The 25,856-nt window shown below is 62.3% G+C and carries 23 protein-coding genes and 1 pseudogene; 12 read left to right on the top strand and 12 right to left on the bottom strand.

Annotated features, from left to right (window positions below; genetic code table 11):
* Positions 1-3 precede the first annotated feature (3 nt).
* Entirely contained in the window at positions 4-2,031 is a 2,028-nt protein-coding gene (locus HA399_RS08280; RefSeq protein ID WP_404326805.1) for a BCCT family transporter, read from the bottom strand.
* A gap of 267 nt (positions 2,032-2,298) precedes the next feature.
* Between HA399_RS08280 and HA399_RS08275 the strand changes: the two genes are divergently transcribed.
* Positions 2,299-2,856, top strand: coding sequence for a hypothetical protein (locus HA399_RS08275; RefSeq protein WP_216060601.1), 558 nt, complete (start codon positions 2,299-2,301; stop codon positions 2,854-2,856).
* A 149-nt stretch (positions 2,857-3,005) separates the two neighbouring features.
* Here the strand turns inward: HA399_RS08275 and smrA are convergent, their stop codons facing one another.
* The 6 genes from smrA to HA399_RS08245 all read right to left on the bottom strand — a co-directional run bounded on the left by smrA (position 3,006) and on the right by HA399_RS08245 (position 9,522).
* Positions 3,006-3,647 carry a DNA endonuclease SmrA gene (gene smrA, locus HA399_RS08270; protein ID WP_234368186.1) on the bottom strand — a complete coding sequence of 214 codons (642 nt, stop codon included), beginning with the start codon at positions 3,645-3,647 and terminating at the stop codon, positions 3,006-3,008.
* Positions 3,648-3,802: 155 nt separating this feature from the next.
* Positions 3,803-4,879 carry an extracellular solute-binding protein gene (locus tag HA399_RS08265; RefSeq protein WP_197738736.1) on the bottom strand — a complete coding sequence of 359 codons (1,077 nt, stop codon included), beginning with the start codon at positions 4,877-4,879 and terminating at the stop codon, positions 3,803-3,805.
* A gap of 1 nt (position 4,880) precedes the next feature.
* On the bottom strand, positions 4,881-5,663 hold the full coding sequence (potC, locus tag HA399_RS08260) for a spermidine/putrescine ABC transporter permease PotC (RefSeq protein WP_043333579.1): 783 nt from the start codon (positions 5,661-5,663) through the stop codon (positions 4,881-4,883).
* On the bottom strand, positions 5,660-6,541 hold the full coding sequence (gene potB / locus HA399_RS08255; RefSeq protein ID WP_043333577.1) for a spermidine/putrescine ABC transporter permease PotB: 882 nt from the start codon (positions 6,539-6,541) through the stop codon (positions 5,660-5,662). Before potB ends, potC begins: the two co-directional genes overlap by 4 nt.
* The gene (gene potA, locus HA399_RS08250; RefSeq protein WP_107334825.1) at positions 6,538-7,671 is read right to left on the bottom strand and encodes a spermidine/putrescine ABC transporter ATP-binding protein PotA; all 1,134 of its coding nucleotides are present in this window, start codon (positions 7,669-7,671) and stop codon (positions 6,538-6,540) included. Before potA ends, potB begins: the two co-directional genes overlap by 4 nt.
* A 567-nt stretch (positions 7,672-8,238) precedes the next feature.
* The gene (locus HA399_RS08245; protein WP_404326802.1) at positions 8,239-9,522 is read right to left on the bottom strand and encodes a YihY family inner membrane protein; all 1,284 of its coding nucleotides are present in this window, start codon (positions 9,520-9,522) and stop codon (positions 8,239-8,241) included.
* A gap of 105 nt (positions 9,523-9,627) precedes the next feature.
* Here HA399_RS08245 and HA399_RS08240 point away from each other — a divergent pair, with 105 nt between their 5' ends.
* From HA399_RS08240 to HA399_RS08225, 4 genes are all read left to right on the top strand, one after another.
* On the top strand, positions 9,628-9,987 hold the full coding sequence (locus tag HA399_RS08240) for an arsenate reductase family protein (RefSeq protein WP_043333573.1): 360 nt from the start codon (positions 9,628-9,630) through the stop codon (positions 9,985-9,987).
* A 76-nt stretch (positions 9,988-10,063) separates the two neighbouring features.
* A complete protein-coding gene (gene wrbA / locus HA399_RS08235; RefSeq protein WP_043333572.1) occupies positions 10,064-10,696 on the top strand; it encodes an NAD(P)H:quinone oxidoreductase in 633 nt (210 codons plus the stop codon).
* A complete protein-coding gene (locus HA399_RS08230) occupies positions 10,697-11,104 on the top strand; it encodes a DUF2069 domain-containing protein (protein ID WP_153635739.1) in 408 nt (135 codons plus the stop codon).
* 234 nt (positions 11,105-11,338) lie between these two features.
* Positions 11,339-11,851, top strand: a complete 513-nt coding sequence (locus tag HA399_RS08225) for a c-type cytochrome (protein WP_404326801.1) — start codon at positions 11,339-11,341, stop codon at positions 11,849-11,851.
* A gap of 124 nt (positions 11,852-11,975) precedes the next feature.
* On the opposite strand, the gene HA399_RS08220 is transcribed toward HA399_RS08225, so the two are convergent.
* The gene (locus HA399_RS08220; protein WP_404326799.1) at positions 11,976-12,734 is read right to left on the bottom strand and encodes a cytochrome b/b6 domain-containing protein; all 759 of its coding nucleotides are present in this window, start codon (positions 12,732-12,734) and stop codon (positions 11,976-11,978) included.
* A 339-nt stretch (positions 12,735-13,073) separates the two neighbouring features.
* Here HA399_RS08220 and HA399_RS08215 point away from each other — a divergent pair, with 339 nt between their 5' ends.
* The 5 genes from HA399_RS08215 to HA399_RS08195 all read left to right on the top strand — a co-directional run bounded on the left by HA399_RS08215 (position 13,074) and on the right by HA399_RS08195 (position 16,623).
* Entirely contained in the window at positions 13,074-13,964 is an 891-nt protein-coding gene (locus tag HA399_RS08215) for an AzlC family ABC transporter permease (protein WP_404326798.1), read from the top strand.
* Positions 13,961-14,335 carry a branched-chain amino acid transporter permease gene (locus tag HA399_RS08210; RefSeq protein WP_043333568.1) on the top strand — a complete coding sequence of 125 codons (375 nt, stop codon included), beginning with the start codon at positions 13,961-13,963 and terminating at the stop codon, positions 14,333-14,335. The genes HA399_RS08215 and HA399_RS08210 overlap by 4 nt, the downstream gene beginning before the upstream one ends.
* 70 nt (positions 14,336-14,405) lie before the next feature.
* The gene (gene pdxH / locus HA399_RS08205) at positions 14,406-15,056 is read left to right on the top strand and encodes a pyridoxamine 5'-phosphate oxidase (protein ID WP_404326796.1); all 651 of its coding nucleotides are present in this window, start codon (positions 14,406-14,408) and stop codon (positions 15,054-15,056) included.
* Between the two features lie 301 nt (positions 15,057-15,357).
* Positions 15,358-15,885 carry a hypothetical protein gene (locus HA399_RS08200; protein ID WP_404326795.1) on the top strand — a complete coding sequence of 176 codons (528 nt, stop codon included), beginning with the start codon at positions 15,358-15,360 and terminating at the stop codon, positions 15,883-15,885.
* Positions 15,886-15,951: 66 nt separating this feature from the next.
* Positions 15,952-16,623: an RluA family pseudouridine synthase gene (locus HA399_RS08195; RefSeq protein WP_404326793.1), complete on the top strand. Its 672-nt coding sequence runs from the start codon at positions 15,952-15,954 to the stop codon at positions 16,621-16,623.
* A gap of 152 nt (positions 16,624-16,775) precedes the next feature.
* Here the strand turns inward: HA399_RS08195 and HA399_RS08190 are convergent, their stop codons facing one another.
* From HA399_RS08190 to HA399_RS08175, 4 genes are all read right to left on the bottom strand, one after another.
* Complete coding sequence (locus HA399_RS08190; protein ID WP_404326792.1) at positions 16,776-17,696, bottom strand: glycine betaine ABC transporter substrate-binding protein; 921 nt, start codon at positions 17,694-17,696, stop codon at positions 16,776-16,778.
* 151 nt (positions 17,697-17,847) lie between these two features.
* Positions 17,848-18,705 carry a proline/glycine betaine ABC transporter permease gene (locus HA399_RS08185; RefSeq protein ID WP_043333557.1) on the bottom strand — a complete coding sequence of 286 codons (858 nt, stop codon included), beginning with the start codon at positions 18,703-18,705 and terminating at the stop codon, positions 17,848-17,850.
* Entirely contained in the window at positions 18,702-19,910 is a 1,209-nt protein-coding gene (locus HA399_RS08180; protein WP_404326791.1) for a glycine betaine/L-proline ABC transporter ATP-binding protein, read from the bottom strand. The genes HA399_RS08185 and HA399_RS08180 overlap by 4 nt, the downstream gene beginning before the upstream one ends.
* 462 nt (positions 19,911-20,372) lie before the next feature.
* Positions 20,373-23,462 carry a GNAT family N-acetyltransferase gene (locus HA399_RS08175; RefSeq protein WP_404326790.1) on the bottom strand — a complete coding sequence of 1,030 codons (3,090 nt, stop codon included), beginning with the start codon at positions 23,460-23,462 and terminating at the stop codon, positions 20,373-20,375.
* 201 nt (positions 23,463-23,663) lie between these two features.
* Between HA399_RS08175 and HA399_RS08170 the strand changes: the two are divergent.
* Both HA399_RS08170 and HA399_RS08165 read left to right on the top strand, forming a co-directional pair.
* A pseudogene (locus HA399_RS08170) lies at positions 23,664-24,596 on the top strand (histone deacetylase family protein); the annotation flags it as partial.
* 493 nt (positions 24,597-25,089) lie between these two features.
* Positions 25,090-25,728: a helix-turn-helix domain-containing protein gene (locus tag HA399_RS08165; protein ID WP_043333550.1), complete on the top strand. Its 639-nt coding sequence runs from the start codon at positions 25,090-25,092 to the stop codon at positions 25,726-25,728.
* Positions 25,729-25,856 lie beyond the last annotated feature (128 nt).

The following is a 25,856-nucleotide window of genomic DNA, read 5'->3' as shown; positions in this document are numbered from 1 at the left end:
GGATCATTGACCGACGGACTGGCTCAGACGCAGCTGGTGCAGGTAGTGCATATGACGCTCGTACTGCTCGAGCAGATCATTGATGACCTGGTCCTTGCTGTAGCCCATCAGGTCATAGGACTGACCGCCTTCCTTGAGGAAGACCTCGGCACGACAGTAGTCCTCTTCATCCCCCTCGTCTTCCTGATCCAGATTGAGGTCCGGACGCAGGTGAGAGCGAATGCGCACGCCGTAGATGAAGTCATCTTCCTCACCATGGCGTGCATTGAAGTAGACGCGATCACGGCTGATGGTGACGTCGACTTCCAGTCCCTGGCTACGCAGCTCTTCGGCCAGCTCCTGCATGCCTTCCGCGACTGTGCCGCGCAGGAAGCCACGTACCATGGCGCGCGTCGGGAAGCTCATCAGGTGCTGGGCACGCTTGCGCCAGTTGCCCTTCTCGCCCATCGGCGTCGCGGCTGCGGTGTTCACCGACAGCGAGCGGCGCTTGACGGACTCGAGATTGAGCTGACGCAGCAAGCCGAAGATCGCGGCCAGCAGGATCATGCCGAACGGCAAGGCGGTGGCGATGGTGGCGGTCTGCAGCGCCCCCAGCCCACCGGCCAGCATCAGCACGATGGCCAAAAGCCCCACCGCGAAGGCCCAGTAGATACGCTGCCAGATCGGGGTGTCTTCACGACCACCGGAGGCCAGCATGTCGACCACCATCGAGCCGGAATCCGCCGAGGTGACGAAGAACACGATGACCATCACCAGCGCAATCACCGAGGTGATGGACGACAGCGGCAGCTGCTCGAGGAAGGTGAACAGGGCCAGCGAATAGTTGTCGTTGACGGTATCGACCAGCGCCGTGACGTTCTGCTCCAGAATCATCGAGATGGCGGTGTTGCCGAAGATGGTCATCCACAGCAGGGTGAAACCGGCCGGCACGAACAGCACGCCGATCACGAATTCCCGGATGGTACGGCCACGCGAGACACGCGCGATGAACATGCCGACGAACGGAGACCAGGACATCCACCAACCCCAGTAGAGCAGCGTCCAGCCACCGATCCAGTCATTGGGTTCGTAGGCGTAGAGCTCGAAGGTCTTGCCGACGATATCGGCCATGTAGAAGCCGGAATTCTGGACGAACGCCTTGAGCAGGAAGGCGGTCGGACCGAGCAGCAGCACGAACAGCAACAGCACCACGGCGAGGCCGAGGTTGATCTCGGACAGGATGCGGATGCCCTTGTCCAGGCCGGTCACGACCGAGATGGTGGCCAGGCCGGTGATCACGACGATGATCGCGACCTGGGTCCAGTCGTTGTTCGGCATGCCGGTCAGGTGCGAGAGCCCGGCATTGACCTGTGCCACACCGTAGCCCAGCGTGGTGGCGACACCACAGACGGTGCCGACGATGGCGAAGATGTCCACCGCATGGCCGATCGGGCCGTAGATGCGCGTGCCGATCAGAGGATACAAGGCACTGCGCAGCGTCAGCGGCAGGTCATGGCGATAGCTGAAATAGGCCAGAATCAGCGCGACGATGGCGTAGATCGACCAGGCATGCAGCCCCCAGTGGAAGAAGGTCAGCTTCATCGCTTCACGCGCGGTCTCGACCTGCTCCGGGGTGCCCGTCGGCGGATTGAGGAAGTGCATCACCGGCTCGGCCACGCCGAAGAACATCAGGCCGATGCCCATGCCCGCCGAGAACAGCATCGCGAACCAGGTGACGTTGCTGTAGTCCGGCAGTGAGTGGTCCGGCCCCAGGCGAATCTCGCCATGGCGTGAGAAGCCGACATACACCACCGAGATCAGCACGATGGCCACGCACAGGATGTAGAACCAGCTCACGGTGTTGGTGATCCAATGCTGGACCGACTCGAACACGGACATGGCCGTATCCGAGAACACCGCGGTGAAGATCACCAATAACAGGATGATGGCATTCGCGCCGAAGAAGACCGGCGGGTTGACCTTGGCAAACAAGCCGGTGCGCGGCTCGGCACTGGCATCTTCGCCACCGCCCGCTGCAGGGGTATTGCGCATGGTGATTTCCTTGTGAGTGTCCGGGAGAGACGCCGTGAGCTGTCTCGGCGCCCTGCTGGCAAACAACACTATAATGAAAAAACATGATCAGTTTGCGCGCGGATAATATCACCTGATGACTACATGACCAATGTCTTGTCCAACTACCGTCCAACTTCTCGGCACACACATGGCGCAGGATGCCATTTGTTTTCTTGATGCTTGCACGCTGGCACCCAACGTCATCGGCACACTCAAATGCCATGCTGGTCACACAGGAGTAAACGCATGAGTCGCAATCGTCATTCCGGCAAGGGCCCCCTGCGCGCGCTCGCGCTGTCTCTCGCCCTGTTGAGTGCCCTGCCGACCACGTCCGCCATGGCGGGCCCGGGGCATGGGCGCTTCGATGGTCCGGGCTACATAGGCCCCGACATCGTGATCGGCCATGGTGAGCCCGGTCGGCTGATTCGCTGGGCACCGGGCGGCCCGGGGCACGGTCATGGCCTGCCCGCAGGGGCGCGCGGTGTCTGGGTGGGCGCTACGCTGTATTTCCTGGCGGCAGGCACCTATTACCTGTGGGAAGAGAGTCAGCAGCAGTATCTGCCGGTCCAGGCCCCCGCTCAGGCGACACTCACGGCCGCGGCAGTCGATGTCATCGCCTACCCCACCAAGGGCCAGAGCGAAGACCAGCAAGCGCGTGATCGCTATGAGTGCCATCGCTGGGCCAATCAGCAGAGTGGCGCCGAAGCCAATTCCGCGGCACCGCCCGTGACTGCCAGCAATGCAGACACCTATCGCCGCGCGCTGAGTGCCTGCTTCACCGGTCGCGGTTACAGCGTGCAATAGTCAGCTTGAACCATGAGCATGAAAAAGCCCCGCCAGTTCGCGATGATCGCGGCCTGGCGGGGCTTTCTTGTGTCTATTGTCGGCTTTCTGTCGTCTGATTTGACTGCTTGCGAGATTTGACTGCTTGCGGGATTTGCTGCTCGTGGCGATCAGCCGCGCCGCTTCTGGTGCCGTTCGCGGTTGTTGTCACGCGCCGTGCGGGATTTGCGCAACATCACCAGCGTCGCACCCAGTCCACCATGGCGCGGTGTGGCACTGCTCCAGGCCTGCACCTCGGGCATCTGCTCCAGCCAGTGCACCAGGTAGGCACGAATCAAGGCGGCATGCGATTCGCTGTCACGCCCCTTGCCATGAATCACCAGCAGGCAGCGCAACTCGCTGCGCCAGGCATCCTGAATGAAGCGATGCACCTCACGCCGACACTCGATGAGCGGACGACGCATCAGATTGAGCTGCGCCTCGGGTGGGTAGCCCCCCTGGCGCAAGCGTTCCAGCACACCGGTCTGGATGCCATCGCGGCGAAACTCGACCGGGTCATGCGGCGAGAGATGCTCCACGTAGCTGTCGGACAGCCCGTCCAGCTCATTGCCCAGGGTCTTCTGCGCGTCTTCACGCCGTGCCAGCTGAGCCTCGCTGGGGCCCTTGCGGGCCGTGGTGACATCGGCGCGGTCCTTGCCGCGCGTCAGGGGAGCAACGCCTTGCATCTCACGACTGAACAGATCATCCGCCTCGGCACTGCTCAACTCACGGGCATGCGCCGCCGACATCATTGCAGGGGAAAAACGTGACATGGCACCCTCCAGTCTTCACCAGGACGTGTCAATTACGTGGAGCGCGCAGCCAAGGTCGACAAACGACGACGCCCCGAGACAGAGCATGCCTCGGGGCGTCGGTTCAGCTCAAGTCGCTGACGTGATTTCTTGCGTCATCACGCCTAAAGGGCGGATCAATGCCCGGTCTTGAGCTGCTCCCAGTACTTCTGATAGATCGACAGCGCATCGCCGACATCGGTCTGGAATTCGCCGCGGGCGAGATCCTGCTGAGTCGGGAAGACCACCGGGTTGTCTCGCACTTCCGGGTCCATCATGTTCTTGGCCGCCAGGCTCGGCGTGGTGTAACCCACGTATTCGCTGATTTCCTTGCTGACTTCCGGGCTGATCAGGTAATCGATGAACTGATAGGCCGCATCGACGTGACGCGCGTTGGACGGAATCGCCATGGTGTCCATCCACAGGATGATGCCTTCCTTGGGATAGACATACTCGACCGGCACGCCTTCCTGGTTGGCCTGATAGACCTCACCGTTCCAGATCAGGCCGGCATCGACCTCGCCCTGCATGAAGGGCACGCGCGCCGCATCGGAGTTGAAGGCACGCACGTTGGGCATCAGCTGGGTCAGCTTCTCGTAGGCCGCCTTGATCTCGTCCGGGTCCGTGGTGTTGCCACTGAAGCCGAGGCTTGCCAGTGCGACATGGAAGACTTCGCGCATGTCGTTGGAGAGCAGCAGCTTGTCACGATACTTGTCGTTCCACAGATCGTTCCAGCTGGTCAGTGCGCCCTCTTCGACATAGTCCGGGTTGTAACCGATACCGGCGCTGCCCCACATGTAAGGCACGCTGTACTGGTTGCCCTTGTCGAAGTCACGATCGACCAGGTTGGGGTCGAGGTCCTCGAAATGGTCGAGCTTGCTGACATCCAGCTTCTGCAGCAGGCCTTCACGCGCCATCTTGTCGATGTAATAGGTCGACGGGAAGACGAGGTCGTAGCTGTTGTCGCTGTCCAGCAGCTTGAGCTTGGCGTACATCGCTTCGTTGGAATCGAAGGTGGAGTAGACGACATCGATGCCGGTCTGCTCTTCGAAGCGCTCGATGACCTCATCGGGCATGTACTCGGTCCAGTTGTAGACGTAGAGGACCTTGTCGCTGTCATCCGCGGCCAGAACGGGGGCGGATGTGGCCACGGAAGCCAGGCTGACGGCAGCCATCAGGCCAGCGGCGCGCAGCGGGAAACGGGTACCTTGCATGTTATTTTTTCTCCTTGAGCAACAACTGTGAAATCAACAGCAGACAGAGCGACAGCCCCAACAGCAGGGTTGCCAATGCATTCACTTCAGGTTTGAGCCCCAGTCGCACCATCGAGTAGATGCGCAATGGCAGCACCTCGAAGGTCGGCCCGGTGACGAAGGTCGAGATCACCACATCATCCAGCGACAGGGTGAAGCTCAGCAGCCAGCCGGAGGCGATCGCCGGCATCAGCGCCGGTACCAGCACGTGCCAGACGGCGCGGGCTTCACTGGCACCGAGATCACGCGCCGCTTCCAGCAACTGCGGGTTGATGCCCGTCAGGCGGGAATAGACGGTGATCACCACGAACGGCAGACAGAAGGTGGCGTGCGAGACCAGCAGCGAGAAATAGCCCAGCTGGATACCCAACGCAATGAACAGCGCCAGGAAGGCTATCGCCATCACGATGTCCGGCATCATCATCACCGTGAACAGCATGCCATTGAGCAGCGGCTTGCCGCGGAAGCGATAGCGATAAAGCGCAGTGGCCGTCAGCGTGCCGATCAGGGTCGCCAGCGTCGCCGCCGTGACCCCGAGCCACAGCGTATTGAGCGCAGCCTCCATCAGATTGCCATTGCCCAGCAGCTTGTCGTACCAACGCAGGCTGAAGCCGCCCCACACGAAGGGATTGCGTGAGTCATTGAACGAGATGCCGATCAACACCAGGATCGGCACATACAACAGCGTGAAGATCAGCGTCAGATAACAGCGGCTGAACCAACGCAGCGCGGCGCTCGCCTTCATAGGGTCACCTCACGCTTGAAGAGCTTGACGCTGCGGTAATAGGCCAGCAGCAGGAACGCCATCACCAGTGTCAGCATCACGCTGATCGCCGCGCCGAAGGTCCAGTTGTTGGCCTCCAGGAACTGACCCTTGATGATGTTGCCGATCAGCGGATGGCGCGAACCGCCCAGCAGGTCCGAGACATAGAACATGCCCATCGCCGGCAGGAACACCAGTAGCACGCCCGCGATGATGCCCGGCATGGTCAGCGGCAGCACGATATGGCGGAAGGTGGCCAAGCCATTGGCACCAAGGTCCCGGGCCGCCTCCAGCGTCGGGCGGCTCAGCTGCTCGAAGACGGCATACAGCGGCAGGATCATGAACGGCAGCAGCATGTAGACCAGCCCCACGATCACCGCCTCCTCGGTATACAGCAGACGCAGCGGCGCATCGATCAGGCCGAGATTCATCAGCACATCGTTGAGCAGCCCGCGCGTCGCGATCAGCGTGCGCAGGGCATAGATGCGGATCAGCGAGTTGGTCCAGAACGGAATGATCACCAACAGCAGCAGCAAGGGCTGCAGGCGCGGGCTGGCCCGCGAGATCATCCACGCGAAGGGATAGCCGAGCAGCAGGCAGATCAGCGTCGTGATCAGGCCGATCCACAGCGAATGACCGAAGACGCTCAGGTACACCGGGCTGATCATCTGGCCATAGTTGGTCAGAAAGCCCTGCCACAGCGTGCTCAGCGACAGCTCACCGCCCAGCAGCTGGCCGGTGTTTTCCGGCATCAGACTGACCAGTACCACCAGCAGCGTCGGGGCCAGCACCAGCACGATCAGCCAGCCCCAGATGATGGTCAGGGTGGCGGTCTTGAAGGGATTGCGCACCAGACTCATGCACCCGCCCCCGTCACGGCCGGCTCATCATCGGGCAGGATGATCTCCCAGTCCGGCACCCAGCTGACGCGCACGCGCTCGCCGAGGCGGTAATCGAAGTCAGGGTCATCCTCGTCGAAGAACTCGCTGGCCAGCAACTGCTGACCGCTGTCCAGCTCCAGCACCGTGTCCAGGGTCATGCCCTTGTAGTTGCGCTCGATGACACGCGCCGGGAAGCCTTCGCTGTCCTCGGCGCCCTTGAGTCGCATGTCTTCCGGGCGCAGCAGCACCTGCACCGCCTCTCCGCCCTGATAGGTGCGGCCATGGCTGCTGAGTTCCAGCGTCTGACCGAGCAGCGTGATCTCGATGCGCCCGGCCGTCGCCGCGGGGCGCACGACCTGCGCCGCCAGCTGGTTGATCTCACCGACGAAGCGCGCCACGAACAGCGTGCTCGGCGATTCATAGACCTCACGCGGCGTACCGATCTGCTCGATGCCGCCTTCGCGCATCACCACCACGCGATCGGACATCGACAGCGCCTCTTCCTGATCGTGGGTGACGAACACGAAGGTGATGCCCAGGCGACGCTGCAGGCGCTTGAGCTCGTTCTGCATCTGCTTGCGCAGCTTGTAATCCAGCGCCGACAGAGGCTCATCGAGCAGCAGGACGCGGGGACGCTTGACCACGGCGCGGGCAATCGCGACGCGCTGCTGCTGCCCGCCGGAGAGCTGGTCCGGGCGGCGGTCCGACAGATGGGCCAGTTGCACCATCTCCAGCGCTTCGCGCACCCGCTCATGAATCTCGGCCTTGGCGACCTTTTCCATGCGCAGCCCGAAGGCCACGTTGTCGTAGAGGTTCATATGCGGAAACAGCGCATAGCTCTGGAAGACGGTATTGACCGGGCGCTGGTGAGCGGGACGCTCATGCAAGGCCGTCGACTCGAGCGTGATGGTGCCGCTATCCGGCGATTCGAAGCCGGCGATCATTCTCAGCACGGTGGTCTTGCCGCAACCGGACGGGCCCAGCAGCGTGACGAACTCACCATCGTTCAAATCCAGGTCAAGGCTGTCCAACACCTTGCGATCACCAAAGGTCTTGGAAATGCCACGCAGCTTGACCAGCGGGGCCTTCTCAGGAGCAGAGCTTTTCATCGGCGGGTTGTCACCTCCAGCGGGCGTCGCGAACGGCACCCTCATGCATGGCAGGCGCGCCAGGGACTGGCACGCCACATCGTCAATTCCATCGTGCCTGGCCACCGGCAGACTGCCAGCTCTCGCCGCTCGCTTTGGCGCTGGCGCACAGGTCGCGCAAAGGACACATCAGGCTGCGGGCAAGGCGCCGTCGCCAGTCTGGCATGCCAACCTTTCACTTGCGTGTCTGCCCGGCGAGCAGCCGCCAGCTGACCTGCCTCACTCATGCCTCGCCCATGCCTCGCCCTTACCTCGCCCTTACCTCGCCCTTACCTCGCTCATCCCTCAGTCAGGCTCTTCAGCGGGCAGGCCGAATTGCGGCAAGACAGGCGAGCGGTTCCGGGAAATGTGCGAGAGACAAAGGAAAAGGCCCGAACAGGTGTCGGGCCTTTTCATTGCCGTCATCGCTTTCGATATCGGGGCATCGGCATCCGCCTCAACCCCCGTCGGCATGAGCAGACGGCACAGGGTGCGCATTCTGCCCATTCGGCATCAGACTGTCACCTTGCAATCGCGTTCCAGTGCCGCTCAGGAAGTCGCAAGTTGCGGATCTTGCGGGTCTTTTTCTTCTTGAGTCATGGCCTCATCACCCACCTCACCGACACTGGGCAACACCTCGACCAGACCGCAGGTCATGCGCTCCTTCTCGGCGGCACGCGCACGCGCCAGCGCCTCACGCAGGGGTTCCAGGCGCGGATGCGGCGCTTCGCCCGCCTCGCCGGCCGGCAATTCCCACGGCAAGGCGTGCGCCATCTCCCACAGCGAGTAATGACTGAGATCACGCCCGAGCACCCATTGGCCATCCTGGGTCTGGCTGGCGATGTTCTCGGTGATCAGCGGCTTGAGCACACGACGGTAACGACTGCCCAGCACTTCCGTGAGTCGATCATCGGACAGCGGCTCACCGCGCTCATGGGCATCCTTGAGCAGCATCACGGCGCCGAGGGTCTGCCAGAACGGCGGCCAGCGATGCCAGTCAGCATTGGAGCGCTCACCCATCCAGGCCGCGACTTCCGCCCCCAGCAGCACGATGCACCAGGACAGGAACACCCACAGCAGGAAGAGCGGCACGGCCGCGAAGGCGCCGTAGATGGCCTGATAGGACGGGAAATGCGTCACGTACAGCGAGAAGCCCGCCTTGGCCAGCTCCAGCGCCAGCGCCGTGGTCAGCGCGCCGACCGCGGCGTCACGCAGGCGAACCTTGCAGTTGGGCACCGCGGCATAGATGAAGGTGAAAGCCGCAGCGCTCAACAGCGGTGGCAACAGACGCAGCAACAGGGCCTTGCCGCCCAGCATCTCGGCGGCCGAGTCGAAGAAGGACAGCGAGGTCAGAAAGGACGACAGCAGAAAGCCCGAGCCCAGCATCAGCGGCCCCAGCGTCAGGACGGCCCAGTACATCAGGAAGCTCGACAGTCCCTTGCGCCCTTCCGGCACCTGCCAGATGGCATTGAAGGCGCCTTCGATGGTGATCATCATCATCACCGATGTCACGAACAGGAAGATCAGACCCACCGAGGTCAGATTGCGCGCCTGACCGGAGAACTCGTTGAGATACTCGAGCACCGTGGCGCCGGTCGAGGGCAGAAACTGGGAGAACACCGTGGTCTGCAGTTGATCGCCCACGCCGTCGAAACTCGGAATGACGGCGAACATCGCATAGATGACCGTCATCAAGGGCACGATGGCGAACAGCGTCGTATAGGTCAGTGCCGACGCGGTCTTCTTGCCGTCGTGATAGTTGAAACGTGATACCAGCTTGAGGATGACGCCGATGGCGGGCATGACCCGCGAGATCCCTGGCAGTTGTGGCATTCTTGTGCGCCCCTCTACAATGCGTGCCTGATTCATTCGCCACCGCCGGCCATGGCCAGTAGCGCTTGCGTGAAACCCATCACCTGTCCGGAAACGGAGACAGTCATGTCAATATTGAAACTCTACCATAACCCACGCTGCTCCAAGTCACGGGAAACACTGGCGCTTTTGACCGCGCGCCTCGAGGGCGATGCCTTCGAGACCGTCCGCTACCTGGAAGATCCCCTCGATCGTGAGCAGCTCGAGGCCCTGGCTGCCCGAGTGGAAGGCGGGGCGCGGGCTCTGACCCGTGAGAACGAAGCCGAGTGGAAGGCACTGGGCCTTGTAGACCCCAGCGATGCGCAACGCCTTGACGCGATTGCCGCAACGCCGAAATTGATGCAGCGGCCGATTCTCGATGATGGCACCCGTGCCGTCATCGGTCGCCCGCCCGAAGATGTGCTGGTGCTGTTGAGCGACGCCTGATCCCCTGATGACAGAGTGTGCTCACGCAAGCCCCGCTTGCCCCTTTCGATAGATTGTCATCCACCTGAGGAAGCTCATGTCCGCAACGACCCCCGACGCGACGCCGTACGTCCTCGTCCTCTATTACTCGCGCCATGGTGCGACCCGCACGCTGGCCGAGCAGATCGCCGCCGGCATCGAGTCCATCAGCGGTGTCGAGGCACGCCTGCGCCGGGTGCCCGAGATCTCGGCCACCTGCGAGCAGACCGAGCCGGAAATCCCCGACAGCGGGGCCATGTATGTCGAGCTGGACGACCTGCGTCACTGTTCGGGCCTCGCGCTGGGCAGCCCGACCCGCTTCGGCAACATGGCGGCGCCGCTCAAGTACTTCCTGGACTCCACCAGCGAGCTGTGGATGAACGGCGCCTTGATCGACAAGCCTGCCACCGCCTTCAGCGCCTCAAGCTCTCTGCATGGCGGTCAGGAAACCACGCTGATCACCATGCTGATCCCGCTGCTGCATCATGGCATGGTGTATGCCGGTGTGCCCTACAGCGCCACCGAGTTGCTCGAGACCACCCAGGGCGGCACGCCCTACGGCACGACCCACGTCAGCGGCAAGCGTGGCGACAACGATGTCGATGACAACGAACAGCGCCTGGCACTGGCGCAAGGCAAGCGTATCGCTCGCCTGGCCCTTGCCATGCAACCTCTCAGGGAGACGAAATAGATGCGCGCCTGGCTTGAACGACTGGAACGTGAGCAGGGCCTCGATACGCTCGAAGCCAAGAGCCGTCGCGGTGTGATCGCAAGTTTTGCGGCCGTCGCCCTGCTGCTGCTGATCGGCGGCATTCAGCTGATGGCGCAGAGCGAGAACAGCGGCCTGCTGCCGCTGTTGATCCGCCTGCTGCCCATCGCACTGTTTCTGCCCGCCATCTTCACCCGCCGGGCACGTGGTCATGTCTGGCTGGCCTTCGTCAGCCTGCTCTACATCATGCAGGGCGTGATGCTGGCCGGTGTGCCTGGCCACGCCGTCATCGGCGTACTGGAAGCACTGGCGGCGCTGGGGCTGTTCATTTCCAGCATGGCTTACGCCCGTTTCCGCTCGCGCAACCTCAAGCGTCAGCCGCAGGCCTGATCAAGCCCTGGCCTCTCCATTGCCCGCCCTTCTCGTCGCGTTTTGTTCGACTAAAATAGGCGACTAGAATGGCGGGTATCGGTTTGCGCCTTCCCACGGCGGCTTGCCGCTTTCCCCACCGCTACCCACCGCTTCTTCCTGCGTGTCCCCTCAACCATCGCGAGCCGCCCATGCTGTATCGGCTTTGCGAGTTGACCACAGCGAGGCTTTGCCATGATCGGCCTGACAACACACTTGTCTTTTCCACGCCCTGCGGGCGTATCGCGCTACCGCCCTGCGGGGATATCGCGCAACTGCCTGACCACTGGCGTGCTGGCGGCTGGCGTGGTGCTTGCCAGCCTGTTGGCGTCGCCTGCGGCACTGGCTGACAAGACGGAAGATGCCATCCAGTATCGCCAGGCCGTCTTCCAGACGCTGGCATGGCAGTTCAGTCCGATGGGCGCGATGGTCAAGGGCAAGCAGGATTATGATGCCGAGGAGTTTCGCACCCGCGCCGAGCGACTGGCGCTGTTGGCGCAGATGCCATGGGAGGGCTTCATCGCCGGCTCCTACGACGGTGATACCGACGCGCTGAGCAAGATAGAGAGTGACCGTGCAGGCTTCGATGAGCGTGCAGAGGCGCTGATGACGCAGAGCCGGGCATTGGCCGACGCCGCCGCCAGTCAGGACCTTGACGCCCTGCGCAGCCAGTTCGTCGAGACAGCCAAGACCTGCAAGGGCTGTCATCAGCAGTATCGCGCTGACTGATATAGCCAAAGCTTCGCCAAGACGCAAAAGCGCCGCCATGAGCTTGCTCGTGGCGGCGCTTTTGCGTCTTGGCATACTTGAGGGCGAAAGTCAGAGCGAAAGCATGAGTGTAAGCGAGCAGAGCTTACGGCAACTGCGAACCCTGCCAGATGACCAGAACGGCAATACCGATCGCCAGCCCCAGCGCGAGCCACTTAGGTGTCCGTGAAGGTGGCACTGGCTCGCCCTCATCCACTATCGATTCATCGCGCCTGAAATGCTTGCGGCCATGCACCATCGCCCAGATCAACCACTCACCGCGCAGGCCATGCCAGACGATGGCCATCAGATGCAGGGCGATCAGCCCCCACAGCAGCGTGATATTGGTGTGATGCACCCAGGCCAGCCCCTCGGCGACACTCGCTGAAACCCGATCATGCAGGGGCCCTTCGAACAGCAGATCATCGGTGAGAAACAGTCCGCTCGAGGCCTGAATCGCCAGCACCAGCAACATGACCAGGGTCATCCAGCCCCCCAGGGGATTGTGGCCTGCATGGCGTGGCGCGCGCCCCGTCAGGAAATCAGCGGCGTAGCGCCAGGTCGTGCGCGGTGACGCCACGAAGCGGCTGAAGCGAGCATGCCCGCTGCCCACCAGCCCCCATATGACGCGAAACACCACCAGCCCGATCACGCAATATCCCAGCCGTGCATGCCAGACCATCGGAAAATCGAGCCCTGCGCCCACCTCGGCGGTGTACCACATGCCGATGATCGCCAGGATCAGCAGCAGGTGAAACAGCCGGATGGCCAGCCCCCAGATCACGACTCTGCGCAGCGGCGAAGGCTCACGCTGATCGACAAGTGACGTCTCAGACGAGGACTTGCGGGATCGGTTCGAACTCATCCTGATGACTCCCTCAGCGAATGAACCTTTGATGGCACGACACGTGATCAGGCAGCGATAGGCAGCCAACGAGCGACTACAGGCCAGTATAGGTGGCCGTGACCTGGCGACCCACGGTAAATCAATCGGCCGTGGCGCCATGAGACATGTGAAATATCAGCAATGAAGCGCTGATTCAGCACTTTCCACTGCCAGCTGCCACCTTGGCAGCATCGCCTGACGCTTGATGACATTATATGCTGCGTAGATTGTCTGCAGCTTGTGGGGACTCGGCCTCTTGAAGGCCCCCTGCATGTGCCGCCCGTCTTCACCGCGCCTGCGCAGAACGGAACTCTCGCCATGTCATCGCCTTCCACGGCCAGTACCTCGCACGCCTCCCGGGACGACACCGCCGGTGCGGGCTCGCCTCCCCGGCAGCCAGTCAGCGGTCGTCACCTATGGCAACAGGCACTCAACCAGACCCTGCCGGTGATGTTCGGCTATATCCCGCTGGGCGCTGCCTTCGGCGTGCTGTTCACCCAGCTGCCCTTGAGCCCCTGGCTGGGCCTTCTCATGTCACTGGTCATCCTGGCCGGGGCCGGCCAGTTTCTGGCGGTGGCATTGCTCGGTGCGGGAGCCGGCATCACCGAGGTCTTCGTGGCCACGCTGCTGCTCAATTCGCGTCACCTCTTCTACGGCCTGTCGCTGCTGGAGCGCTTCCGCGCGGCGGGCCTTGGCAAGCTCTACCTCATCTTCGGGCTGACCGATGAAACCTACTCACTGCTTGCCAGCCTGCCACGCAGCGGCGAACGCGATGATCCCGTGGCGCGCCGTGATGACCAGCGCCTGATGTTGCGCATCACCTGCCTCAACCAATCCTGGTGGGTACTGGGGACGCTGCTGGGGCTGGCAGCTGGACAGCTCAGCTTTGACAGCAGCGGCATCGAGTTCGCGTTGACGGCGCTGTTCGTGGTGCTGGGCATCGAACAATGGTTCGCCCTGCGCGAGCGCTGGCCCTTCATGCTCGGCCTGGTGGTCACGCTCGCGGGCCTGTGGCTGCTGCCGGAAGATCAGCTGTTGCTGGGCAGCATCGCGGCAGCCTGCGCGCTCCTGCTCGGGCAGTATCATTACCAGCGTGGCAAACACCAGCCACACAGCAAGCACGCCTCGCGTGACGATCATCGCCATCAAGGCAAGTCTGGCGCGTGCCAGACTGAGCACAATCAAGCCTCGGAGCACACTACCCCATGACGACCTTGCAGGCCTTGCTTTTGATCGCCGTGTCAGCCGGTGCGACCTTCGCCACGCGCGCGCTGCCCTTCGTGTTCCTGTCCCGCCATTCGGCCCATCCGCTGATTCTGCACATGGGCCGCTATCTGCCGGCCATCGTGATGGTCGTGCTGATCATCGTCTCGCTGTCGGCCATGCAACTGCCTGACATGTCAGAGTCCGCGCACCGTATCTCGGCCTGGCAAAGCTGGCTTGAGAGTGCCGAGGGCGCCGGCATGCTGGTCGCGGCCCTCTGCGTGGCGGGACTGCATCTGTGGCGACGCAATGCGCTGCTCTCGATTGCCGTCGGTACCGGGCTTTACATGGCGTGGCTGCAGCTGGGCGGTGTCTGAGGCTTGCGATCCAGCACGTGAGCGGTCACAGTCATGTCATTACATGAGCAATTCATCAAGGGAGCCCACCATGAACCGCGATATCGCCGATGTGCGCAGAACCTATTCCGGTGATGGCCTGAGCCTTGCGAACACACCGCTGGAGCCCTTAGAGCTGTTTCAGGAGTGGTTGACCAGCGCCCTGTCCGCCGATGACAACGACGCCAATGTCATGACGCTCTCCACCGTCGACAGCCAGGGCAAGCCGCATGCGCGCATCGTGCTGCTCAAGGGCTGCGACAGTGAAGGCTTCATCTTCTATACCAACTATCAGAGCCACAAGGGCAGCGAACTGGCCAATGTGCCCTTCGCCGCGCTGACCTTCTGGTGGCCCGCGCTGGAGCGCCAGGTGCGTATCGAAGGCAGCGTCGAGAAAGTCGCGGACTCAACCTCCGATCAGTACTTCGCCTCACGCCCCAAGGAAAGCCAGCTGGGCGCCTGGGTCTCCCAGCAGAGTGTCGAGATTCCCGATCGCGAATGGCTCAGCGAGCGCCAGGGACGCTTCGAGCAGGTCTATGCCACCACCGAGGTGCCGCGTCCGGAGCATTGGGGCGGCTATCGCGTAGTGCCGGAGATGATCGAATTCTGGCAGGGGCAGCCCTCGCGCCTGCACGATCGCGTGCGCTACCAGCGCCTGGACACGGAAGACGGCGAATGGCACAAGCAACTGCTGGCACCCTGACCCGCTAGCCAGTCTGTGCCGATAGCCAGTCTGCGCCAACACAGCGCTCTTCTCGAGGCTCCGCTCATGCGGGGCCTCTTGCGTTGCCGTTCGGGTTACCGTCCGGGTTGCCGCTTGTGTTAACGCTTGCGCTAGCCTTGAGACCCCGCAGGTGCAGATTCGCGCGGTCAGCGGCTTGCCCTCACGGGACACAAACCGGACAATGGCCGCCCTTTCGGCCTCTTGCATGCCATGTGCCTGCGTCTTTCACGACACATACGGCATGGCCTGCGATGCCAGACACGCTCAGATTGGAGGCTTCATGGCCTGGGATGACAGCGGCACCCCCAAGGTGGCACGTCAGACACTGGTAGACCGTCTGCTGGCCGGCTATACGCCGTCAGACAGTCATGGCATCTCGCTGGTCGATCACGCCGTGGTCGGCAATGTGCTGTATACCGTGCTGGAACATCCTCACGGCCATACCTTCATTCGCCAGCACCTGATGCAGGCACCCAGGAACGGGGACCCCAGCCGCTGGGAATACCATATCCGTGACGAGGGCACGCCAGACATTCCGCTGCAATGCCCGGAAGAGCTGCTCGAACAGTCGACAGCGCCCGGTGAGATTGCCGCCCGATGGCGCGCCGACACCCGCGCGGCGCGTGATGCTGCCGCGACGCGCAAGCGCAAGATCAAGAAGCTAAAGAAAGGTGAATTGCTGACCGCACTGGATGGCAGCCAGGTGATCTTCGTGCGCGCCTTCACCGCCAGCCTCTTCATCGGTCGTGCGCCAGAGGATGGTGAGGACGATGAGTATGAGTATCACTGGCAGGATATCGTGCTTTAGACCACGCCAGCGCTTGCCCCACTTGCCGCTTCGCCCCGCCCTCCTTGATGTCACTGACGAGCCCTTATGCAGCCACAAGCCGACCCGTTCATCGTTCCCGTCTGCCACGAAACCTACGCGGTGCTGTACGCCGACGATGACATCCTGCTGATCCACAAGCCCAGTGGCCTGCTCAGCCTTTCCGGCAAGCATCCGCTCAATCTGGATTCGCTGCATCATCGCCTGGTCAAGGAATACCCCAGCGCCAAGCTGCTGCATCGGCTGGATTTCGGCACCTCAGGCATCATGCTGGTCGCGCTCAACAAGCCGGCCAACGGCAACCTGACGCGCCAGTTTCAGGACCGCAACATCGGCAAATCCTACACCGCGATCCTGCATGGCCATCTTGCGGAGGACAGCGGGCGAATCTCGCTGCCCATCGCCAAGGACGTCGACCAGTTCCCGCTGCAGAAGATCTGCCACGAGACCGGCAAGACCGCCATCAGTGATTTCCGCGTCATCGAGCGCCTGGAGAATCCGGCGCGCACGCGAGTCGAATTCACGCCGGTGTCAGGCCGCACGCATCAGTTGCGCATCCATAGCCAGCAGATCGGCCACCCGATCCTGGGCTGCGACCTCTATGCGACGGATGAGGCCTACTTCATGGCCGAGCGCCTGATGCTACATGCCGAGATGATCAGCTTCGATCACCCGGTGAGCGGTGAGCGCATGGAAGTGCGCAGTCCCTGTCCTTTCTGAGCCAGTCCGCTCTGAGCCCGCCCGTTCTGATCAAGTCTGAGCCCGCCGAGTGTGAGCGACGCGTCATTTGCAGGCACACAACGAAACGCCCCCACAGGAGACCCTGTGGGGGCGTTTCGTCATTCATGACTCAGCGAGTCATGCGTCAGGCATCACTCAGCCGCGGCCGGCAGCCATTCCTTGACGATATCCTGATGGCTTTCCACCCACGCCTTGGCGGTCTCGTAGGGGTCGGCGTCATCTTCCTGGTTGTTGAGCATCACTTCGCCCATGTCAGCCGGCGTCCAGGCGAAGTTGTCGAGAATCGCGTAGACCTCCGGCATGTCTTCCTCGAGTCCCTTGCGCGCCAGGGTGTGAATCTCCTCGGCACCGCCGTAGACGCCCTTCGGGTCATCCAGGTACTTGAGGTCCCAGCGGGCGAACATCCAATGCGGCGTCCAGCCGGTGACGACGATCTCACGCTCACCCTTGATCGCATTGCTCAGCGCGGCGGTCATGGTCGCGCCGCTGCCGGTGGTCAGATCGATGTCCTCAAGATCATAGTCCTCCAGCACCTGCTCGGTCAGACGCGTCAGGCCTGCGCCCGGCTCGATGCCGACGATGCGCTCATCGATGTCATCGGCGTGGGTCTTGATGTCGTCGATGGTCTCGAGCTTGCTGTAGGACGGCACGACCAGCCCCAGCTTGGTGCCTTCGAGATTGACGCCCAGGTCGTCGACCTTGTCGGCGATCTTGGCCATGTAGTCTTCGTGGGTGGTGGGGAGCCACGCACCGACCATGCCATCGGCATCGCCGAAGGCGACTGCCTGGAACATCGCCGCCGCAGACAGCGCCTTGAGTTCGACGTTGTAGCCCTGCGATTCGAGCACCGCCTTGACCACATTGGTGGAGGCGACTTCAGAGGACCATTCGACGTAGGCCAACGTCACATCGCCCTTGTCACCGGCGGCATACACGGCGCTTGCCCCGGCCAGTGAGGAGGACATGACAGCGCCGAGCAGCAATGCCTTGGTGGCGGCATTCATCTTCGCGGTGACGTTCAAGGTAGTGCGGGAGGCATCTTGCTTGTTCATCATTTCCCCTTTATTCGAATTTACTCATTGTTTATCGAAGCACGTCTGTCGAAAAACGCGTGTCGACGGCCAAACGTTGAGTCGGGTATGGAAGTGCTCGAAGCGGCCTCCGCATCGCCACAAAGCGCACGGAGGCCACTGGTGAATCCCCTCATGAACGGGGCTTCTTTTCCTTGCTGAAGGTCTGGGTCAGGCGGTCGAGCAGCATGGCCAGGATGACCACCGCGATGCCCGCTTCGAAACCATCTCCCGGACGCAGGCGCTGGATGGCTTTCCAGACCTCATTCCCCAGGCCATCGGCGCCGATCATGGCCGCGATCACCACCATCGACAGTGCCAGCATGATGGTCTGGTTGATGCCGGCCATCACGGTGGGCAGGGAAAGCGGCAGCTGCAGCTTGAAGAGCTTCTGGCTGCGGGTGGCCCCGAAGGCATCGGCCGCCTCGATCAGGTCATTGGGCACCTGACGAATGCCCAGCGTGGTGAAGCGAATCGCCGGTGGCATCGAGAAGATCACGGTGGCGAAGATGGCGGAGACCGAGCCGATGCCGAAGAAGGGAATCGCCGGAATCAGGTAGACGAAGGCCGGCATCGTCTGCATGAAATCCAGCACCGGCATGATGACCTTGTAGAAGCGGTCCGAGAGTGCCGCCAGTATCCCCAGCGGTACCGCGATGACCACGGCGACCAGGGTGGCGATCACCACCAGGGTCAGCGATTCGATCATCGGGTCCCACAGATCCAGGTTCCAGATCAGTCCCAGCCCCAGTACGGAACCGATGGCCAGGCGCGTGCCGGCCAGCCGCCAGCACAGCAGCGTCACCAGAGCGATCAGCGCCCACTCGGGCAGCCACATCAGCGCATCGTTCAGGACGTCGATGCCGGTCTCGGTGAACTTGGAAATGCCGCGCGTGATGCTGGAGTAGTTGGTCGTCAGGTAATCCAGACCCGTCTCGATCCAGTCACCCAGCTCTATCTTCGGGATGGTAAAACCGGTTGCGTCGCTCATGCGTGTGCCTCCCCTGCTTCCGCCAGTTCCGCGAGTACGGACCCTTTGATCACCACGCCCAACAGGCGGGATTGCTCATCGACCACCGCCAGCGGATGGTGATGACCGGCAAACATCGCGAACAGGTTGTGCAGCGGTTCTTCCGGCGAGACCTGACAGCAATCGGAGTGGATGATGCTCGTAAGATCGGTGAGATTCTCGCGCACGGCACGCTCGGTATCCTCGGCGGTGATGATCCCGAGCACGGTGCGATCACGACGCACCACGAACAGGCTGTCGAGGCCGTTGTCGCCCATCTTGCGCAGCGCCGTGCGCGGGCCATCATCATCGCGTGCGGTGGCACGCACATCGGTCATCGCCGAGCGGGCAGTGAGGATGCGTGACATGTCGACGCCTTCGACGAAGCGCGCCACATAATCATTGGCCGGGGAAGTGAGGATGCTTTCGGGGGAGCCGATCTGCACGATCTCGCCATCCTTGAGCAGGATGATGCGGTCGCCGATGGAGAGGGCTTCATCAAGATCGTGGGTGATGAAGATGGTGGTCTTCTTCATCTTGTGCTGCAGTGCCAGCAATTCCTGCTGCATGTCCTTGCGGATCAGGGGATCAAGCGCCGAGAAGGCTTCATCCATCAACAGCACCGTGGAGTCGTTGGCCAGCGCTCGCGCCAGGCCGACGCGCTGTTGCATGCCGCCGGAGAGCTGGCTGGGGTAGGCATCTTCCCAGCCATCAAGGCCGACCTGCTTGAGCGCATCACGACCGCGCTGATAACAGACTTCCTTCTCCTCGCCACGCACTTCAAGCCCGAACTCGGCATTCTGCTGCACGGTGCGATGCGGGAAGAGCGCGAAATTCTGGAACACCATCGAGAAATGCTTGCGGCGACAGCGCAGTAGCGACTTGTCATCCAGCTTGGCGACATCATCGCCGTCGATGAGGATCTCGCCCTCCGTCGGCTCGATCAACCGGTTCAGGCAGCGGATCAGGGTCGATTTCCCGGAGCCGGACAGCCCCATGATGACCAGCAACTCGCCTTCCATCACATCAAAGTCCACGTTGGAAAGCCCCAACGTCTGGCCAGTCTTCTCGAGAATCTCGGGGCGTTTCATGCCCTCATCACGCAATTTGAGCGCCTTGTCGGGCTGATTGCCGAATACCTTGCTCAGATTGCGCACTCGAATCTTCACGTCGCGAGTGTCAGTCATTGGCTTTCCTGTCGTCAGCGGGCAGGAAATATCCACGGATTCTGTCCATTACGCACTCAATCCAGCAGGGAGAATGGCTCGCCCTGCCGCTGACATCGCGCAATCTGGCCGCAAGCTTCGCTTGCCGACCTACTGACAGAATACTGTGTCATCCCCTGCGCCATTATCCATAAAGGATTCTTATATTTGTAATTACAATACAGTTTTATTGATAAGCGCTCAAACACGAACAGACGTTTATACGACCAAGGTGGTATGCCCTTGACGCTTCTTGCTGATACCTCCCTGAATCACGACATTGCATGGTGTTATTGGTCTATTACTCTCCCTCCCCTGACGCATTGCGTGTTGCCGAGAACCGCCTGGCAAGCCCGCGCACGCGCCCTTGAACAACCCCCGCACACGCCTATCAACAAGCCCAGGCACACGCCTATCAACAGGCCCTTGCACCATCAAGGCGCATCAGGCCTTGGCTTCCAGCCTCAGGCGCTGCCAATCACTGACTGGCTCGTTGAGACGGATGCTGGCATCGATGACCTGCTCCTCCATGTTGTAGCGACAGGTGAAGCCGAGGTGCTTCATCAGGGCACGCATCGGGTGGTTGTCGATCATGATCTTGCCGACCATCTCCAGCGTGCCCAGCGAGCGGCAATAGCGCAGCATCTTCTCCATCAGCAGACTGCCTATCCCCTCGCCCTGCATGTCATCCCGGATGATGACGGAGAACTCGGTACGAATGTTGTCCGGGTCATTCCATACCCGCACCACCCCCAGCATCTCGCGCTGCGGCGACTCACCTGACTGGGCTTCCACTTCACGCTCGGCGATGAAGGCCATCTGGCGGTCGTAATTGATCTGGGCGAGCAACGCGAGGTCTCGCTGCGTCAGCGCCGCCTTGTGATGGAAGTAGCGGAAACGAATGCTTTCCTCGGAGAGCCGCGCATGGAAGGCCGTGATCAAGGGCGCATCCTCGCCGCGTATCGGGCGCACCTCGACGTGCATGCCATTGTCCAGCGACACCCATTCACGCAGCTCCTCCGGATACGGCATGATCGCGAAACGGGCCGGTTTGCCGAGATCCAGTGCGAAATCCACTGCCACGGCCTCCTCGCGGTTGAGCAACAACGGATTGATTTCCAACCCTCTTATGTCAGGCAAATCCGATGCCAACTGTGAGAGCTTGATCAACAGCGTGCTGACGCGCTCGAAATCGCGCTCCGGGTCCGGCGAGTGCTCGGCGATCAGGCGGGAGGCATGGCTGCGCGAGATCAGCTCACGCGCCAGTGTCATGTTGAGGGGCGGCAAGGCCACCTGGCGGTCCGCCAGCACATTGACCTTGTAACCGCCGATACCGAACACGATCACCGGGCCGAATTCGTCATCGCGCGTGATGCCTGCGCTCAACTGCAGCGAGTGTTTGCCACGCTGCATCGGCTGCAGGCAGAACTCATGAATGCGCGTGCGCTCGTGGTCACTGCGGCCACGCTCGGCATCGCCCTCCGCCACCTTCTGGGTGATGCGGCGAATCGCCAGCGCGATATCCTCCGGACCGGAAAGGTCCTGCACCACGCCGGAAGACAGCCGCTGTGGGTAGCGGCGATAGCGGAACGGCTGGCTGTTGTGTTCATGCACCACGCGCAGCGCATAGGGGCCCTGGCGAGAAAGCTTGTCGTCATCCGTGGCAGAACGCTGCAACTCGACGATGGCGCGCGCGCCTTCGGCGGCGTCGAGCACATAGCGGCTAGGCGCGGTCGCGATACCGTAGGTATCGAGCACCTGCGCCGTCTCCGAGTGAGTCAACCATTCACGGCCGGCACGCCGCGCACTGTGCACCAGGTCATGGGCGCGGGCGCGGATCTCGGCACTGGTCGAGAAGGCCAGACTCGGCGGCGTCTGCTGCAACAGTGTCTGCACACGGTGGTAATCGACCATCTGCAGGAAGGCCTTGACGCCCTTCTCCGGCGACAGATAGGTCGGGATGCCGGCCAGATGGCATTCATGGCGGGCCGAAAGTGCCTGCTCGAGCCCCATCCAGCTGGTCAGCAGGTTGCGTCGGAATTGCTTGCGATGCGCCACCAGCGCCTCGGCCGTTGCCCGTGAGGGAGCAAGGCGTGTCGGCGCATGCACGACCAGCACGGCGTCCACGCCACGGTCATTGGCCACGATGTTGACCGCGGCCAGGAAGTCTTCCGGCGTGGCATTGCCGCCCAGATCCACCGGATTGCGCCCCGGCAGGCTGACATCCAGCTCGGCCTTGAGCAGCGCCTGGCGGCTCTCCTCGCTCAGCTCGGCCAGCTTGCCGCCACCCGCCATCAGCTTGTCGATGGCCAGCAAGGCCGGGCCCAACCCATTGGAGACGATCGCCAGCCGATCACCGCGCAACGGCTTCATGCGATTCAGTGTCTCCAGCGCATCGAACATGTCTTCGCTGTCATTGACGCGCACCACCCCGGCACGCGCGAGGGCAACATCGACGATCCGGTCGCGATTGGGCACCCCACGCGTGACATGTGTGCCGAACAGGTCGGCTTCTGGGGTACGACCGCTCTTGATCGCCAGCACCAGCCGATTGCGGGACGCCTCGCGCAGCGCGGTCATGAAATGCATCGGGTCGTGAATGCGCTCCAGGTGCAACAACAAGGCCTGCGACGGCCCGTACTGGTTCAGGTAGTCGATCAGATCGGGCAGCATCACATCGACGCTGTCGCCCAGGGTCACCAGATGCGAGAAGCCGATGCCGCGCCCCGCCGCCCAGTCGATCATCGCATTGCCCAGCATCCCCGACTGACCGAGATAGGCGACCTTGCCCTTGGCGACAGGCTGCCCGCTGAAGGAGGCGTTCAGGTGACGGTTGGGCACGCAGATGCCCATGCATTCCGGCCCGAGCAGGCGGATCCCACTGCCTCGTGCGGCCTTGAGCAACCGACTGTTGAGGCTTTCCTGATCACGGTGGATACGCGGAACCTCGGCCCCCGGCTCTCGTGCCTGCGAGGCATCCAGCACGTCGTCCGTGCTGTCGGCGATCCGCGGGTAGCGCTCGGCGCTCGACGCGCCAGGCTCGCCGGCCTCATTCAAAGACGACGCCTCGGTGACGGAGGGATCGGGGCCTGGCTTGCCCGTAGTGGACCTGTGAATGCCCGGCAGGCGCGGGGCAGAGAAGTTCAGCCCGTCGCGGCGTGACAGCATCTCAAGCCCCTTGCCGGTGACGCGGGCCAGCGAGCTGACCGGTGTCGGCGCGACACCTCCCGAAATCAGCAGCGCCGCCTTGACGCCGCGCCGGCCCAGCTTCTCGACCACACGCGGCAAGGTATCCGGCGGTGAGCACAGAATGGCCAGGTCCGGCACCTGCTCCAGCTCACTGACCCGCTTGACGCACGCCACGCCATGCACCGTCTCATATCCCTTGGGGTTGACCACCGTCAGGGCGCCCTTGAAGCTCCCTTCAAGCAGATTGCGCAGTACCTGCCCGCCCAGTGAATGCGGCTTTTCCGAGGCACCGATCACCACGATACTGGCGGGCTCGAAGAAATTGCGCAGAAATCGCGTTCCCATAGGCTTGTCCTGTCAGCGGTTGCGCCTCGTCAGCGCGATATGAGCAGCATGCCGCGAAAGCGCAGGTCTGAACAGCCATCCTCGCGCCCTTCATGCGTGAAACAAGGTAGACCATCGGCGACTGGCTCATGCCATTGACGACTCTTACTGTTACGTCATGGTGCAGACCATTATGACCCGCACACTCACGCAGGCATGCCGATGATCACCTCCTACATATCCCATCGCGACTGCGGTCAGCATTTCATGGGCCCCACCCATCCCGAAAGCCCACTGCGTCTGCAGGCCATCGAGCGTCAGCTGGCGCTGAGCGGCGTGATTCAGCATGTCCAGCAATACAGTGCGCGAGCGGCAACGCTTGAGCAGCTGGCGCGCGTGCACCCCATGCGCCACCTGCAGGCGCTGGAGAAATGTCCGCCCCAGGCCGGGCAGCTGCTGACCATCAACGAAGACACCGTGATGTGTGCCGATAGCCTGGTCGCGGCGCGACTGGCCGCCGGCGCGGTAGTACGCGGGGTCGACCAGGTGATGCGCGATCAGGCCGACAACGTCTTCTGCGCCGTGCGCCCACCGGGCCACCATGCCGAACGCGCCGATGCGATGGGTTTCTGCTTCTACAACAACGTGGCGGTGGGCGCCTTGCACGCCCGCCAGCATTACGGCGTGAAGCGCATCGCGATCCTCGATTTCGATGTGCACCAGGGCAACGGCACCGTCGATATCTTCAAGCATGATCCCGATACGCTGGTGTGCTCCTCCTTTCAGGACGCCATGTACCCGTGGCGCTACCTGGAGAGCCGCTGGGAGCACATCCACAACACGCCCCTGAGCGAAGGCAGCGGCTCACTGGCCTTCCGGCGCGCCATTGAAGCCCAATGGCTGAAGAAGCTTGATGACTTCAAGCCGGAGTTGATCCTGATCTCGGCGGGCTTTGATGCACACCGCGAAGACCCGATGGCGGAACTGTGCCTGGAAGATGACGACTATTACTGGGTCACCCTGCTGGCGATGGATGTCGCGCGGCGTCACTGCCACGGGCGTATCGTCTCCGTGCTGGAGGGCGGGTATTGCCTGGAGGCGCTGGGGCGCAGCACCGAGGCGCATCTCAAGGCGCTGGCGGGCTTGCCGATGCAGGATGGCCTCGATGCACGTGCCGGCAGCCAGTGCCCCGACCAGCACCCATCAGACCAGCTCGATCTCGCGCCTCCCACCGTCGATGCCCTTCCACCCCGCTCCGCCTCTGGCACACCAGACGGCGTCCAGCCGCCGCTTGCCAAGCCCGCCGAGGATGAGCGTGACCACCCGCTGTTCTAGCGTCTGGCTGCTCTAGTGCCCGGCTGTTCTAGCGCTGGGCATCCCCCGCACCGGTAACTTTTCCCCTGGCGCACTCCACACCTCACGACAGGTTTCCCGCAGCCAGGAAACCTGTCGCTGCATCAAGGGAGTACCAGCGAGCCTTCGGTGTCGCGGACAGCCATGTTGGCTACGTGTCGGGATGATGCGCGCTTGCCATGCTGTGATAAGCTGGCGATAAAGTTTCCGATAGTAAACTTTATCGCCAGCTGACAGCGCTGCGACACTCAATGTCGTGCGCCGCCAATATCACGCCCATAGCGAAGCCACTCTCATGAGCACACCGACAGACAAGGACGCCGCCGTCCGGATCGCCTCCGGCCGCAAACCCTTCGTTGAGCCCCTGAAGCTTGGCGAACGCGTGAAGCAGATCCGCCTCTCCCATCATTGGACGCTGGAAGATGTCAGCCAGCGCACGGGACTAGCACGCTCGACATTGTCCAAGATCGAGAATGAGCAGATCTCGCCGACCTTCACGGCGGTACAGAAGCTGATTCATGGTCTCAACATCGACCTGCCGCAGCTGCTGAGCCCGCCCAAGCGCCAGAGTGGCACTCTCGGGCGTCGCGATCTGACGCGCGTCGGTGATGGCAAGTCACACCCGACGCCGACCTATGAGCACGAGCTACTGTCCTGGCAGCTGGCGCAGAAACGCATGATTCCCTTCAAGACTCGCGTGCGTGCGCGCAGCTTCGATGACTTCCCCGACTGGGTGCGTCACGACGGCGAGGAGTTCCTGATGGTATTGGCGGGCAGTATTCTGCTCTATTCGGAATTCTATGAACCCCTGCCGCTGGGCGATGGCGACAGCATCTATTTCGACTCCGACATGGGTCACGCTCTGGTTTCTACCAGCGAAGAAGATGCCATCGTGCTGTCGGTGTGCACTCGCAATGATTCGGATCCGAGCTGAGCTGATTTGAAGTGAGCTGGGCTGTGTTGACGTGAGCAAAGCTGAGCTGAAATAAGCCACATGACGCGCTGGCGAGAAGCTAAACCGTAAAGATAGCCTTCACGCGAGCGTCACCTGGCCGATCCATT

It is taken from the genome of Cobetia sp. UIB-001 (genome assembly GCF_044789135.1).
In the GTDB taxonomy this organism is placed as follows: Bacteria; Pseudomonadota; Gammaproteobacteria; order Pseudomonadales; family Halomonadaceae; genus Cobetia; species Cobetia amphilecti.
This window is presented reverse-complemented; position numbering and strand designations above follow the sequence as displayed.